General features: G+C 72.5%; 14 protein-coding genes. All 14 read right to left on the bottom strand.

The annotated features are described in order from the left end of the window. Positions 1–1,100: LysM peptidoglycan-binding domain-containing protein (locus ACG83_RS38755; RefSeq protein WP_152991641.1), on the bottom strand; the 1,100-nt coding region annotated here is incomplete at its 3' end. Beyond that, positions 1,097–1,525 (bottom strand): pilus assembly protein TadG-related protein, encoded by a 429-nt coding sequence (locus tag ACG83_RS38760; protein WP_083473928.1) that lies wholly within the window; start codon positions 1,523–1,525, stop codon positions 1,097–1,099. The genes ACG83_RS38755 and ACG83_RS38760, both read right to left, overlap by 4 nt. Further along, positions 1,518–2,213 (bottom strand): hypothetical protein, encoded by a 696-nt coding sequence (locus ACG83_RS38765; RefSeq protein WP_054571256.1) that lies wholly within the window; start codon positions 2,211–2,213, stop codon positions 1,518–1,520. Before ACG83_RS38765 ends, ACG83_RS38760 begins: the two co-directional genes overlap by 8 nt. Beyond that, positions 2,210–2,737, bottom strand: a complete 528-nt coding sequence (locus ACG83_RS38770; protein WP_054571257.1) for a TadE/TadG family type IV pilus assembly protein — start codon at positions 2,735–2,737, stop codon at positions 2,210–2,212. The genes ACG83_RS38765 and ACG83_RS38770 overlap by 4 nt, the downstream gene beginning before the upstream one ends. After that, positions 2,734–3,420 (bottom strand): TadE family protein, encoded by a 687-nt coding sequence (locus ACG83_RS47690; RefSeq protein ID WP_083473929.1) that lies wholly within the window; start codon positions 3,418–3,420, stop codon positions 2,734–2,736. The genes ACG83_RS38770 and ACG83_RS47690 overlap by 4 nt, the downstream gene beginning before the upstream one ends. Continuing rightward, positions 3,417–5,762 (bottom strand): TniQ family protein, encoded by a 2,346-nt coding sequence (locus tag ACG83_RS38780; protein WP_054571259.1) that lies wholly within the window; start codon positions 5,760–5,762, stop codon positions 3,417–3,419. Before ACG83_RS38780 ends, ACG83_RS47690 begins: the two co-directional genes overlap by 4 nt. Next, positions 5,759–6,916: an ATP-binding protein gene (locus tag ACG83_RS38785; RefSeq protein WP_054571260.1), complete on the bottom strand. Its 1,158-nt coding sequence runs from the start codon at positions 6,914–6,916 to the stop codon at positions 5,759–5,761. Before ACG83_RS38785 ends, ACG83_RS38780 begins: the two co-directional genes overlap by 4 nt. After that, on the bottom strand, positions 6,913–9,018 hold the full coding sequence (locus tag ACG83_RS38790) for a Mu transposase C-terminal domain-containing protein (RefSeq protein WP_200931456.1): 2,106 nt from the start codon (positions 9,016–9,018) through the stop codon (positions 6,913–6,915). Before ACG83_RS38790 ends, ACG83_RS38785 begins: the two co-directional genes overlap by 4 nt. Then, positions 9,015–9,692 carry a TnsA-like heteromeric transposase endonuclease subunit gene (locus tag ACG83_RS38795; protein WP_369812951.1) on the bottom strand — a complete coding sequence of 226 codons (678 nt, stop codon included), beginning with the start codon at positions 9,690–9,692 and terminating at the stop codon, positions 9,015–9,017. The genes ACG83_RS38790 and ACG83_RS38795 overlap by 4 nt, the downstream gene beginning before the upstream one ends. 395 nt (positions 9,693–10,087) lie before the next feature. Continuing rightward, positions 10,088–10,285, bottom strand: a complete 198-nt coding sequence (locus ACG83_RS38800; protein ID WP_054571261.1) for a hypothetical protein — start codon at positions 10,283–10,285, stop codon at positions 10,088–10,090. A 28-nt stretch (positions 10,286–10,313) separates the two neighbouring features. Further along, positions 10,314–11,222, bottom strand: coding sequence for a type II secretion system F family protein (locus ACG83_RS38805; RefSeq protein ID WP_054571262.1), 909 nt, complete (start codon positions 11,220–11,222; stop codon positions 10,314–10,316). Next, on the bottom strand, positions 11,219–12,127 hold the full coding sequence (locus tag ACG83_RS38810) for a type II secretion system F family protein (RefSeq protein WP_054571263.1): 909 nt from the start codon (positions 12,125–12,127) through the stop codon (positions 11,219–11,221). Before ACG83_RS38810 ends, ACG83_RS38805 begins: the two co-directional genes overlap by 4 nt. After that, positions 12,124–13,569 carry a CpaF family protein gene (locus tag ACG83_RS38815; RefSeq protein ID WP_054571264.1) on the bottom strand — a complete coding sequence of 482 codons (1,446 nt, stop codon included), beginning with the start codon at positions 13,567–13,569 and terminating at the stop codon, positions 12,124–12,126. The genes ACG83_RS38810 and ACG83_RS38815 overlap by 4 nt, the downstream gene beginning before the upstream one ends. Beyond that, complete coding sequence (locus ACG83_RS38820; protein ID WP_054568648.1) at positions 13,566–14,393, bottom strand: hypothetical protein; 828 nt, start codon at positions 14,391–14,393, stop codon at positions 13,566–13,568. Before ACG83_RS38820 ends, ACG83_RS38815 begins: the two co-directional genes overlap by 4 nt. Between the last annotated feature and the right edge of the window lie 4 nt (positions 14,394–14,397).

Below are 14,397 nucleotides of genomic sequence, written 5' to 3' on the forward strand. Positions count from 1 at the left end.
AGCCGGGCGGCGACCACGGCGGCGGCGAGTGCGGCGATGAGGCTGAGCGGGAGGACCGCGCCCGAGGGCAGTCGGACCGGCCGATCCTGACCCGGTGGGGCCGGGTGCGGTGCGGGCGTGTCGGTGCGTGGGGCCGGGCTGGTGTGCGGGGCCGGGCCGGGAGTGGAGGGGGCCGGGTCCGCGGGGATGGTCGGGGTCCACCCGGGAGCGGAAGGGGCGGGCGAGAAGGTGCCCGGTGCGGCAGGTGCGGCAGGTGCGGCAGTCCCGGGTGCCGTCGGTGGCAGCGGTGCCGGGGTGGTCGTGGGTGGGGTGGCGGGACCGGAGGCGTGGGGCGCGGCGGTGGTGTCGGGCCCCTCCGGAGCCATCGGGGGCGTCGGGGGTTGGGCGTCGGGCGGAAGGCGCAGGATCCAGCCGGGGCGCAGCAGGTCGGGGTTGGTGAGCGCGGTCCCGTCGGCCTGGACGCGGCCCTGGTTCAGGGTCCAGATCTCGCGCCAGCGCAGCCCGTCGCCGTGCAGCCAGTCCTCGGCCAGTGACCACAGGGTGTCGTAGGGGGCGACGGTGCACTCCAGCCCGGCCGGCACCATGGCGTTCGCCGCCGCAGGGGGCCGCGCGGCGTCAGCGGTGGGATCGGCCGGGGCGGTGACGGCCGCGGGCCGCGCGTAGGCGGTGAGGACCGCGGCCGTCGGCGGGCCGGTGCTGGCACGGGCGGTGGCGGTGAGAAGGCCGGCGAGGACCGTGCCGACGAGGACCGCGGCCAACGCCTGCGCGGGGCCGGCGGTAGGCAACCGGGGCCGGGTCCAGCCACCGGCCGTGGCCACGACCTCCACAGCCACCGACAGCACGAGCAGCGCGTAGGTGTACCAGAACAGGGCGCCGATCAGACCGAGGATCAGGTCCTGCGTCAGCGGTCCGGTCAGGCCGGCCACGACGTCATCCCAGGCGGGGACGCGGTCGGGCAGCGGCCAGCCGACCAGCCGCCACATCACGGCGGGCGCGGCGATCAGCAGCACCCCGGAGGCGGTGAGGGCGCCGAGGGCACGTGCCAGCCCGGCGAGACGGTGCAGCGGCCCGACACGGCGGGGTCTGTGTCGGCGGCTCATGGGGCACCGGCCGGGGCGGTGACGCCGTGGACGGGGGCGGCGCTGGCCTGTCCGGTGACGGTGAGCGTGTCGATCCCGACTATCCCGAGGAGCTGGGTGGGGACACGTACTGTCACCGTCACCGTCACCGTGGCGGCGGTCGCGGTGACGGTCCCTTCCGTGCCGGCGGTGGCCAGGTACTGCTCGGCCCGCCGCTCTGCGGCGGTCGGGTCGAGCTGGATGACGCCGCTGGCCCGGTAGGTGGCCAGGTCCAGGCCCTGCGCGCCGGCGCGGGCGGCCTCGGCGGCGAGGCTGACCGCGGCGGACTTCCGGTCCAACGCGAGCCCGCCGTCCACGACGAGACCGGTCACCGCGAGTAGCGCCACGGTGAGGACGACGAAGAACGCGGTCACCGTCCCCGCGTCCTTCCGGGTGGGGTCAGGCACGGCGGAACCGATCCCACCCGGCCGCGGTCACCGCGGCCGGGCTGTCCGTCTCCGGTACCCGTAGCCCGGCGGAGGGCAGGGTGGGGTGGAGGTCGGCGAGGCGCCAGTCGTCCCCGTCCCAGACCAGTTCCCAGGTCACGGAGCCGACGAGCACCGTGGGCCGTCTGGTGCCCGAGACGCGGCTGGCGTGCAGGACGGCAATGACCGGCTGGTCGGGGTCGGTGGCCAGGAGGTGGGTGCCGAGCGGGCGGAAGAACAACGCGCTTCCCGGAGCGAGATCGGGTGGGGCGTAGACATGATCGAGGAGGGTTCCCGCGGTGCGTTGCAGCAGGTAGCTCGGGGTCGCGATGGTGGTGAGAATCTCGGCCTGGTCGGCTTCTGTGCGTGGCAGGAGCAGCGAGGTCCAGCGGACCGCCGCCGAGACCGCTCCGGAGGTGCTGTGCGGGAATCCCAGCGGGACACCGTTGTCGGTGATCGTGTTCCCTGGCGGCAGGACAGGCAATGCTGCCTCTGGGTCATCACTGAGTGCCGGCGTCGAGGTCGGGGTGCGCGGCTGCTCCTGGCCGGCCCGGGTGGGAGCCGTGCAGGCCGCGAGGACAGCGAGGAGGAGCAGTGCGGCCACACAGGGCCGCGGTGCGACGGTCAGGCCCGGGTGCCGCCGGTCGGCGGTGTGCGGCGGTCGTCTCACACCTGCTCCCGTGAGGAAGAGTCTGTGCCGGCCGGCGGCCAGGCCGCCGCGGTCGCGGTGACACCGCGGTAGAGGTCGATTGGCACGGCTGCGGCGGCGGTGACCGTGCGCCCGCCGGGGACGGGAAGGCCGGCGGCGAGGTCGGACTGGTCCAGCCGGCAGGCCACTGTCGCGCGGACCACACCTCCGGGCCGGAACTGGCTGGTGTCCACCTCCACCGTCAGGGCGGTGCAGGGACCTGTGTTCCCGGTGAGGTCCGGGGCGACGGCCGCCTGGGCGGCGGCGATGGCCAGGGTGGGTGTGCGGGCGAGGCTCGCGGCACGGGCGGCGGTGTGCGCGGCGGTGTCGACCTGCCCGCGGGCGTTTACCGCCCGCCCCGCGTAGACGATCAGCAGCAGCATCAGGATGATCAGCGGTGCGAGCAGTGTCAGTTCGACCGCGGCCGACCCCGCGTCACGGTCTGTGCCCGGCCGGGTCGGCGCGCCCTGGCGCCCTCGGCGGGACAGCCCGATGATGCTGATCATGGTGTTGGCCGTTCGAGGGTTCCGGTGGCGTGGCCGGTCACCGGCAGGGAGATTCCGGGCAGCAGGCTGACCGCGTTTCCCGTGACGGTGACGGTGACCGTCTCGGGCCGGCGGTCGAGCTGGACGCCCGTGCCGGTGAGAACGGTGCCGCCGAGCTGGGCGAGGATGAGCCGCGCGGCGTCGTCTCCGGCGGTGGGTGCGGCGCCGTAGACGCGGGCTGCGTCCGCACCGCCACGGGCGGCGCTGGCCGCCACATGGCTCGCGTGCGCCCACAACGCGAACTGGATCACGACCAGGAGCATGGTGATCAGCAGCGGGGTGGCGATGACCAGCTCGACGCTGGCCGCCCCGGCATCCCTCGAGCCGCGCCCCGCCGCCCCGCCTCGGCCCGGGGCGGGGGGTGCCGCCTGCCGAGCGCGGCGGCGGGCGAGTCGCCGTGGCAGCGGGCCGTGGGGAGGCCGGGGATGACGTCCGCTCGGACGGCACGTCGCGCGGTGAAGGTGTCCCCGGAAGGCGCGTCGCGGCCTTGTGGCACCTCTGCGCGCTGCGGAGTTGTCAGCTGTAGGGAGGCCGGCGAAGATGTCCATTCGGGTGCCGTGATCGTGTCCACTGGGGGTTTCCCGTGCTTTCTTGGGGGCCGGGGTGGTTGTCCATTTCTTCGCTGTGCCTGTTCGTGTCGTCATGGGTGGCTGGTGGTGTCGTGGAGGATGTGGGCTTCTATCTGGAGGTGTAGTGCCTGTCCGAGTTCTGTGGGGCTGTCGAGGCGTCTGGGGTGGTGGCGGCGCATGAGGGTGCCGCCGCAGACGCGTTCGAGGTAGGTGAGCTGTTCGGAGAGGGAGGCGGGGGTGACGCCGGCTTCTTCGGCGGCTCTGGTGAGGTTGGAATGTCGGACGATCATCGTGAAGCGTTCGAGGCGGAGATGGGCTTGGTGGCCGGTGAGGGCGCTGCGTAGTGGTTCGGGTAGTTGGGAGGGGTGGGTTCCTGTGAGGGTGTGGATGTGGTGTGAGCCGCCGGATGGACGTAGCGGGATTCCGTGTTTCTCCGCGAAAGCCCGGAGGGTGCTGTAAACGCAGCCGATTTCGTCGGCGATGTCTGCGAGGGTGCGTTTCCAGGTGACGTATTGTTCGTGGAGCCAGGTGGGGTCGACGTAATGGATTCCGGGTTTGTGCTGCTGGCTGGTGTCGGGGTGGAGCGGGAGGATCGCTCCGGCGCGGTGGGTGGGATAGAGCGGGCGTGGCAGCGGGTGTAGCCGCACGGCTTGGCGGACGTGCTCTGTCGACATGTGGAGGGTTTCGGCGACCTGCTGCGGGGATCGGTGCTGGCGGGTGAGCAGGTCGTGGATGGGGGCGGGGTCGGTGTGTTCGAGATCGGCGCCGGGCCAGTCGTGGGTGTGGACCCAGTGCGCTGGCGGGGCCCAGCGCAGCGGCTCGTCGGTGACGCCGGCGTGGAGAAGCAGGGCGTGGGCGTGGCTGGTGAGATCGTCGGCGAGCGGCGCGGGCATCCCGAGGACGAACTCGTGGTAGGCGGGGCGTCGCGCGGGGTCGACGATCCGGTAGGGCGGTGAGGCGATGGCGAGGTTGCCGTCGGTGAGGAGTTCGTAGAGGTAGGAGCGGGCGAAATCGAGGCGGCGTCGGTGCCCGCGGCGCAGCTCCCCGGGGCCGAGGAAGCTTCTCCAGGTCGCGCGGTCGATCAGCTCGGTCGTGGCGGCGAGGTGACGGCGGCGCGTGTAGTCGATCGGGATGGGGTGGGTGTCGCAGGCCAGGGCGAGTTCGGTGAGGATGCGCAGCGTGGTGCTGCCGGCGGGGCCGCGGGTCAGTTTGCCGAGCTGGTGGGCGACGGTGCCGCCGGTGATCTGGTCGCTGACGAGGGCGGTGATCTGGTTGAGCCGCAGAGCGCTGTGGGGAAGCAGAAGCGCCGCGATCGCCGCGGGGCGGAAGGTCACCGGTTCGAGGGAGTCGTCGTCGAGGAGACGGATCGTCCAGACGGGCCAGAGCTGGTCGGGTAGGCGTGCGGCTCGCAGGACGGCCGGGTCCGGTTCGCCGCTGGTGGGGTCGGTGGTCGGGGGATGCAAGGTGGGCAGGGTGGTGGCGTGCCGGAGGCGTTCGATGGGACGCAGGAATCCGTCGCGGCTGTGCGCGATGCGGGTTGTCAGGCTGGGGCTGGCGGATTTCCAGGACTCGGGCACTGCCAGGGGCCGGGGCCCGGCCGAGTGGTGGGCGACCAGGGGCGCGAGGGGGTCGTCCGGGCGGCCAGCGGTGGGGGCGGTGAGCAGCTGGTAGGCGGTGAGCAGGGTGTCGGCCCGCAGGTCGCCCGCGACGGGTGTTCGCTGGCGGCGGGGGCGGTCGTTCGTCGCGATGTGGGCGGCGAGGATGGTCAGGTCGGTGAGCGTGGCGAGGGCTTCGTGCCGGGCGGTGGCGTCGGGTGGGAGGCGTAGCCGCGCGAGGCTGCGGTCGATCAGCTGCTGGGCGGTGTGGGCGGCGGCGGGATCGGCGCAGGTGGGGTGGGGGGGCTCGGTGAGGTCGAAGCCGCAGCGGGTGGTGGTCGCCGCGGCGGTGACGTGGCGGGTGCAATGACCGGGTGGTGTCCGTCCGGACGGGTGCCGGACGGGTTGGGTGGACCCGCAGCGCGGGCATCGGTCCGCGAGTGGCTGGCCGTGATCGAGGCAGAAGAACGTCCAGCGCAGCTGCCAGGCCAGGGCGAACCGGCCGGGATGTTCGGCCAGGCAAGTCGGGCAGAACCGGCTGGTGCGTCCCGCGGTCGCCGCGGTGCGCAGGGCGTCGGGGGTGCGCGGGGGCAGATCCGGGAGCGGAGGGTGGAACATCGCGGCGAAGGTCCGGGGGGTCAGACCGGTCGCGTCGGCGACCGTGAGCGGCGTGGTGACGGCCGGGGGCGGGTCGGCGGTGAGGCCGAGGGCGCGGGTGAGTTCGCTGGTGGTGACGCGCAGGCGCCGCGCGTAGGCGGTCGTCCAGCTCTCGAACGATTCCCCGGGCAGCGGTGTCAGGGTGAACGGGAGCCGGCGGGTCATGCCGCGCCCTCCCCGCCCAGGCGCGTGGTGGTCTGGCGGGCGGGCCGGCTGGTCAGCCGGCCCGCGCCGAGCGCGGCGTGCAGGTCACGGCGGGCTTTCTCCGCGGCCTCGTCGATGCGGACCGCGTCGAGCAGACCGGCGGTGAGGGTTTCCGCGCCGGTCCTGACGGCCCGGTAGCAGCCCCGGGCGATCAGGGACATCAGCGAGGCGAAGTGCCCGGAGCTGCGGGCGAACAGGTAGTCCGACAGGTCCTCGGCGACCGTTCCCCGGCCGAGTTCGGCGAGAACCAGGTCGCGTTCGATACCGAGGAGCAGGTTGCGCCAGGTGCGCCGCCCGGCCTCGCTGTGGATCTCGAACGGGGTCAGGGTGAGGACGTTCCACCGTCGCGCGGTCTGGGAGAACGCGGCGTCGGCGCCGGTCAGGCCCTCGGTGAGCAGCCCGCGGGCGCGTAGCCCCACCCCGACGAAGAAGAACGTCACCGGGAACGTGTTGGCGAGCCACTTGAAATGGTTGGCGACCTCCCGGCCATCGCGACGGTGGACGTCGAGGAAGTGCACGTCGTCGACGACGACGAGACGGGTCTTGCACCCGGCGACGCATTCGGCGGCGCGGTTCGCCAGGCGTGTCGCGGTGCCGCGGTCAGGGGCGGGCAGCGCGTAGAAGCGGCAGAGCATCGCGTTCAGGCTGCGGATCGTCGTGTTCGAGGTCAGCCCGAGGTAAACGACCGGCACCCGCTGCCACTGGCCGCCCGTGGCGGGAACCGTCGGCCCGTAGAGGTCGACCTGTTCGCGGTGGAAGGCGCGGGCGAACGCCAGCGCGGCGGTCGTCTTGCCCAGCCCGGGAAGCGCGTCGAGGACCGCGGCGGGTTTGACCTTCTCCCCGTCCTGCCGGTTCGATCCGCAGATCTCGTCGAGCTGCTCGAAGACGGTGTCCATGCCCGGGGTCGCGACGGGGCCGAGGTTGGCGTGCCAACGGGCACGGGTCTCGTTGTAACGCAGCCGGACGGTCCGCGACATCCCCGCGATCTCGCAGGCGCTGTGCCGCGGCGGGCGGGTCCTCGGCGGGGTGTCGACCATCGCGAACCAGCCGTCCTTGCATGACAGGTTCCAGTCCCGCTCGTCACGGTCGGACAGCACCGCGTCCGGGCGGTTCATGGCACGACCCTCAGCGCGTCGGCGTAGAACTCCTCGTCGGCGATCCTGGCCGGTTCGTCGGCGGCGGCGCCGTCCAGCTCACCGTCGCAGTCGTCGTCACCGGCCCGCCACGAACCCGCCGGTGTCCCGGCGGGTTCCAGCCCGGCGCTGACCGCCGGCAGCTCGCAGGCCGCCGCGAGGTCGCCGCCGACGGCGGCCTGCAACCGGGCCTGGCGCTGCTCGCTCGCGCGGATCGCCATCCGACGTTCGGCGGGATGACGCACGAGCCCCGCGTCCCACCGGTCCAGCAGGTCCGCCAGGGCGAGCCGGTCATCGACGTGACGGCCCTCGGCGAGCGCGAGGCGGCGGGCGTAGGCGAGCGTGTCCGCGGAGAACGGCATCCCGACACCGCCGGCGTGCTCCCAGACCAGCGTGTGCCAGCGCTGGTCGGCCGGGTCCTGGAAGTAGACCCGTGAGATGTCGTCAGTGTCGTAGCGCACCGGCCACTTGCCGGCGTGCCGACCGGTGAACGGGCTGAGCCGGTTGCGGTAGCCGCCCAGCACGGGGCCGTTGTAACGAAGCCCGTTGACCTCGATCCCGTAATGCTGGATGGTCCGCCAGGCGACCGGCAGAAGATCGAACACCAGATCCGTCCGCGCGGGCACCCGCAGCCGACCGGCCCGGACCAGACCGTGAGCGAACATCTCCGCCGGACACAGATCCAACCCCGGCACCGCCGGGTCCACCAGCCCGCCGTGCGGACGCCGGTGGTAGATCCCGACGATCCACTGGCGGATCACGGTCTCCAGCTCGTCGACGAAGAAGTAGGCGCAGCCCTGCGGATCCTTCCCACGGCTGTGGACATCCGGCCCCTTGTAGCCGGGCAACGCCGCCAGCAATCCTTCTCGCAGGGTCCGGAAGAACCGCTCCACCGGCGCCTTGTCAGTGGGGGTCAGCGGCCGGGCCGGCTGCACCGACACCCCGAGGCGCTGACACACCGACAGCAGATGCTCCGACAGGAAGATCTTGCCGTGGTCGACGACGATGCTCTCCGCGGCCACCCCCGGCAGCCCCGGCTCCGCCTCGACGACGACGGTGTCCGGCAGCCCCGCGTAGGGCAGCAGACCGCCGCCGCTGCCCCGGGCCGTGTCCACCACCAGCGACTCGTAGAGCACGACCGCCGCGTCGACGGACTTCGTCGACACCGGGGAGAGCCGCAGGCCGGTCACGCACCGCGAATACAGATCGAGCGCGACGGTCAGCTCGACCCGGACCCAGCGCAAGGTCAGCGGTTCCATCGCGAACACGTCCAACCCGGTGGTGTCCACCAGCACGTACTCACCCGGCCGGGTCGCGCGCAGCCGCCCGTAAGGCTGTGTCGGCCGGTTCGCGATCGACCGTTTCGCCGCCGTCGCGCCGGTGAACGCGTGGGTGGCCCGGGACAACTCCTCCAGCACCAGCCGGGCCCGCCGCCGCCCCGGCGCCCGCACCGATCCGGCGCCGTGCTCGGCGTCGAGCCGTGCCGCCACCCGTTCCAGCAGCAGCTGCCGGGTCGGCCGGCTGGCGTCGGTGTGTTCGTCGAGCACCAGCCGACACATCGCCAACCACCGCTCATCGACCCCGGTGAACGGATCGGCCAGCCGCACCATGCGCTGATCGACCAGCCCCGCGGCGCCCGCTGTCTGGACCGCGCGGACCCAGCGGCGCACCGTCCGGACGTCCACCCCCACCTCCGCGGCCTTCGCCGCGTAGCGGTCCATCAACGGCACCGCCATCTCGTAGGCCGCCCGCGGCTCACCGGCAGCCGCCAGCGTCACCGTTCCTGAGACGTAGCCGGTCAGCACCTCACGCACATGCCCGAGCCGCGCCAGCACCTCGGCGCGTCGCGGCCCGTCCAGGCTGTCCAGTACCGGCCCCAACGCCTCCATCGGCGCCACCGGCTCCCCGTCCGCCCCGAGCACCGAGGTCGCGGGATTCGCCAGCACCGTCGCCGTGTGCACCAGCTCCTCGCGGCCCTGCCCGTCACGCAGCCGCAGCCGCTGCGCTTCGATACCGACGACCGTGCGCATCTCGCCGTCGTGGACCAGCCTCGTCCCGATCGTCACCGTCACCGTCGCGCTCACACCACACGCTCCAGCACCGACACCGGCGACAACGGCCTGTCCAGATCGACGCGGAACACGCCCCGCCACACCAGATGCAGCAACGCCGGCCGGCACACCTCGACCGCGAACCGGCCCGCCAACCCGGCCTCCACCTCACCGAGAGCCACCCTCCCCGTGACCGTCCGATCGATCTCCTCGACGGCCTCGGCGTCGACCCGATCAGCACGCCGATAGGCCGCCAGGAACCGCACATTTCCCAGCACCGCCGCCGGCGCCCCCGACCAGACCTCATGGCACCAGCCGGCCCGCGTGAAAACCTGGCCCGCCCAGGCCAACGCTTCCGCGACCTTCTCCCTGGCCAGCTGCTCCGCCGGCTTCACATTGACCACGGTCACCAGCCCGCCCGGGTCCACCAGCAGAAAGTCCGGAACATGCCGCCGGAGCCGCCCATCCACCTCCGCGGTCAGGCAGAAAGGCTGCGCCGCGATTCCCACCACCGAACAATCGAAATCGGCGAGCAGGAGCCGGGCAAGCTCCAGCCGGCTTTCATAAACCACATGGCCCGCCATCGTCACCGACCAATACCAGCCCGAGTAGTGCGCCTGTCCCTGCCGCCATCGAAAAACCCGCCACGGACACCCAGCCACCGTCGCGGCAAGGTCAACCAGCGACAGATCCTCGTACGTCGACACCGCGCCAGTGGAATCCCTGACGCTCAATTGAGCATCAGTCACCATCGCTACCATCTCCCCAGATAGAAGACATGATCCCAACTGGCACGGTAGATCACTGGACATCAGTCCGGTCGCTGGACACGCTGCGGACAAACAGGACGCCAGTGCACAACGTCTCCGGTATCACGCAACCTAAATCCGCATAGAAATCTCCTTCCCTGCCCTGTTTCACGGGCTCGTCGAGGGCTTCCGTCGCCTTTGCCCCGGCTTGCCGTAGCCCCGGTAGTCCGCTGTGGACAGAACACCGGTCGTTGGACATCGACTGGACATATATCGCGGCCATTGGACATCTAGACCGGCGTCCCTACAGGTCCCTGACCGGACGGAGCCGGGCGGTCATCGTCGGGTGCCTGCTACTTGAACACCACGCTACGCGCGGCGTCCAGGATCTGCGGGCCGAAGATCCCGATCACGGTCAGCGCGAGCGCCGCCAGGAACGCGATCCAGATGACGGTCTCGGTGGTGTTGGAGCCCCGGTCGGGTTTGTCGGGCGGCGCCTGAGCGCATCGGTTGTGGATGCGGGACCACCAGGTCTGGAGACGGCGGGACACGGTTCCTCCGATGGTCAATGAGTGTTTTCTACAGGGATCGGGTGATTTGCGTCAGAGCGGGATAGAAGACGAACAGGATGAAACCGATCGCGATCAGGACGCCGGGGATACTCATCCGTTCGGTCGCGGCGTTGGCGTCGGCCTCGGCGTCCTGGGCCTGGCGGACGCGCAGCGCGGCGGCTTTCGCGTCCAACGACTGGCGGACGCGGGCACCTTCGGTGCCGGCGAGCGCGACCGCGTCGGCCAGTTCGACGAGTTCGGAGATCTGAAGCTCCGCCCCCAGCTGGCCGAGCGCGGTCCAGGGGCTGATCCGGGTCTCGCGGGCGGTGCGCAGCGCGCGGCGGATTGCCACGAACGGCCAGCCCTTCCCGATCGCCGCGGCGTCGGTGAGCGCGGTCTCGACGCCGGCGCCGCCGGCGAGCAGCACCTGGATCAGTGACAGATAGGCCGACAGGGCGTGGCGGAAGGTGCGGCGTTGCCGGTCCGCCTCGGCCCGCACGGTGAGGTCGGGAAGCAGGAACCCGACGACGCCGAGCAGCAGGGCGACCGCGACCGGCACCGTCCATGGAAACGGCCGGCCCCCCGCCGTGAACGCCAGCCCCACCATCGAGGGAAGCAGCAGGCCGGCCACCGCGGCGGTCACCTTCTCCGCGAGATGGGCCTCGGGGGAACGACCCAGCGCCGCCAGGTCTCGGCTCAGCGCCGCGGTCGGTAGGCCCGCGGCGCGCAGGAGACCGACGAACGGCCGGCCCATCCGCACCGCCCACCCGTCCTGCTCCGCCGGCACCGTCGACGGGGTCGGCGAAGCCGGGGCCGGGGTGGGATTGAGCCGGGCGATAACCTCCTCCAAGGAGGGCCGGGCTGGGAACAGCCACATGACCAGCGCCCACAGGCCGGCCCCGACCCCGGCGCCGAGCAGCATCAGCAGGACACTCATCGGGATTCCCGCCCCACCGTCGCCGGAGCCGTCCCCGTGGCCTGCGGCGCCATCGGATCGTCCTTTTGCAGGAATCGGCCCGGGTTGTCCATCTTCGCCATGCGCTTCAGCCACACGAACCCGGCGACGAAGATCGCCCCAACGGCGAGCAGTACCAGCTGACCGGCAGCGGTGCTGTAGGGCTCCAGGAATGCACGGTTGAAGATCACCAGTCCGCCGGCGAAGACCAGCGAGGTCACGACAACGACTCGCATCGTGGTGCGCATCCGTGCGCGGCCGACCTCGATGCGGCCCAGCATGTCGACCTGAGCCCTGGCCGTGGCGGCGAGCTGGCCGAGCAGCCCGGACAGCTGGCGGGCCTGATGTTCGCTGGCGAGGATCAGCGCGCCGATCACCAGGTCGGCCAGCGGGTCGTCCAGGTCGTCGGCGAGGCCGCGCAGCGCCGGGCCGAGCCGTTCACGGCGGTCGATCCGCGCGGCCAGCAACGTGATCTCGCCGCGGATCGCGGCCGGCGCGGTCTGCGCGGTGGCCAGGATCGCCTGCTCCAGACCGGCCGCAGCCGCGAGGGTGTCACGCAGCTGCTCGGCCCACACCGCGATGCCCTGGGTGCGGGCGACCTGACGGGTCTGGTCGCGGTCCGGGCCCAGCATCCGTGGCAGCCCATACACGGCCATGGCGATCAACAGCCCGCCGACGACCCAGCCAGTCACCGCCCCCGCCACGATCCCCGCGGCGGCCGAACCGGCGGCCCACCGGCCGAACCGCGGATCGGTCCGCCACGGCCACGCCTGCGGCCGGCGCGTGGGACGGTGCGCGCCGTCGTCGGGCACACCGCGCCAGCCGTAGACGATCAGTAGCAGGCCGGCGCCGACACCGAGACCGAGCAGCCCGAACACGCCGGTCATCCCCACCACCCCCGGGACAGCACGTCCGGGTCGAACCCGACGTCGACCAGGTCATCAAGCAGGTCCCCGGTCGGAGGGGCGGCCGGCAGGCCGCGCCGGTCGGGGCCCGGCCGGTACAGCTCGTTGGTGATCACCTGGGTTCCGTCGGCGTCGACCACCTCCCGCACCGACGAGGCGACGCGGCGGCCTCGTTCCCCGCGCGGCTCGGCCAGGTGGACGACGACGTGGATCGCCGAGGCGATCAGGAGGTTCGTCGCCTCGACAGGAAGCCGTTCCGGGCCCTGCACGGCATAGCTGGCAAGGCGGGTGAACACCCCTCGGCTCGTCGAGGAGTGCAGCGTGGTCATCGAGCCGTCGTTGCCCTGCGACATGGCATTGAGCATCGGGATCACTTCCGGCCCGCGGACCTCACCGACGATCACCCGGTCCGGGGACATCCGCAGCGCGGCCCGCACCAGATCGGAGGCGGAGATCGCGCCTTCGCCTTCGGTGTTGGGTTCGCGGACCTGCATCGCGACCACGTCCGGATGAGCCCGCTCGTCCTCGTCGAGCCCGAGCTCGTACACGTCCTCGACGGTCACCAGCCGCTCGTGCGGGGGGATCTGATCGGCCAACGCGAGCAGCATCGTGGTCTTCCCGATCGCGGTGCCCCCGGCGACCACGATGTTCTTCCGGGCCGCCACCAGCGCGGCCAGGAGCGCCTCCAGCCCGTAGTCGATCGTGCCGTTCGCGCGCAACGCCGCGAGGCTGACGTGGCGGAACCGATGCCGGCGGATACTGACGGACGGCCGTTGGGTAACGGCCATGACCGCGAAGACGCGGCTCTTGTCGGCCAGGTGGAAGTTGACCATGGGGGCGCCGCGGTCCCAGCGGCGTTCTTCTACCCCGGCGTGCGCCGCCAGGTCCCGGATCAGGTCGATCAGCTGGATGTCCGAGTCGGTGATCGCTGGGAGTCGTTGTCGGCTGCCGTCGGCCCGGCGGATGAACACCCGGTCCCCGTTGATGTTGATGTTCTCGATCGACGGGTCGGCCAGGAGCGGTTCGAGGCCGCCGAGCCCGAGGACCTCGGCGAGGACCTCCGCGAGGACACGCTGCTCGTCCTCGGGTGTCAGGACCCCCGCGCCGCGGGCCAGCTCGGCGGTGGTGTGCGCCTCGGTCAGGTCCACGAGCACAGACCGGGCGAACGCCTCACGCGCGCCTGCGGTCAGCGGCGGGGAGCCGGCGTCCTCGTCCATACGCAGCCGGCGGGCGAGCGCGGCCCGCAGCCCGTCCCGGAGCCGGCCGCGCAGGGAATCAGCCGCCGTCCCCGAGGCCCGGCCCGGAAGATCGGTCGGCGTGGGGCCCGCACCGCCGCCGGTCCAGGACGTGAGCGGAGCGGGCCAGCCTGCCCCGTTACCAGACGCCGCCGGGCGGTGCGGGTCGGGCCAGGACGGGCCCGTCATCGCCGCACCGTCCTCGTCGGCGGCAACGCGGCCCGGTCGTCGAACCCGGCTGATCCTGCGCCCAGCGCTGGGGTCGCCGCGGCGACCGGCACCGTGGCGGCGAGATAGTCCGCCATGCCTGCCACCGTCCGGCCGAGCTTGGAGCGGCTGATCCCGGTGCGGGTCTGGCGGCGGCCGACGAGCACCTCCGCGGCCGTGGTGTCGTAGGGCACCGGGCCCAGCACCCGCGACCCGAGCACGCGGGCGATCTCCCGGACCCGGTAGTCCGGTGATCGGTACGGCTGGGCGACGACGACCACATACCAGGCCGGCACGCCCCAGCCCTGCACCACGTGCATCCGCGCCGCCAGGTGCGCCAGCTCGTCATCGCGGGCCCGCGCGACCAGCAACAGCACGTCCGCCGCCCGCAGTGCCGGCCCCGCCGGCGACCGCGGATCGAGCCGGCCGCAGTCCACGATCACCGTCCGGCCGCCGGCCCGCGCCGCGGACCACAGCAGCGACCAGCCCCCGCCGTCGAGCTCGCCGAGCACGTGGCTGGCCTGCTCGGCGCCCGCCGGCGCGGGGATGACCGCAAGACCACCGGGCAGCTGGTGGGCGTGCTCCTCCGCGGAGCGCTGCCCCCCACCTCGACGGCCGGCGGCGGCGAGCGTCACCAAACCCCGGCCGCCCGCCAGCAGTCCAAACCGGGCGCCTAGATCACCGCCAGCGGGGTCGGCCTCCACCAGAAGGGGATCTCCGGCGTCTGTGGGCCAGCGGTCCGCCAGTGCCAGTGCCAGCGTCGTCGCGCCCGGCGACGCTTTCAACGAACCCACGGCGATGATCACGCGG

The sequence above is a fragment of the Frankia sp. R43 genome (assembly GCF_001306465.1).
Lineage (GTDB): Bacteria > Actinomycetota > Actinomycetes > Frankiales > Frankiaceae > Parafrankia > Parafrankia irregularis.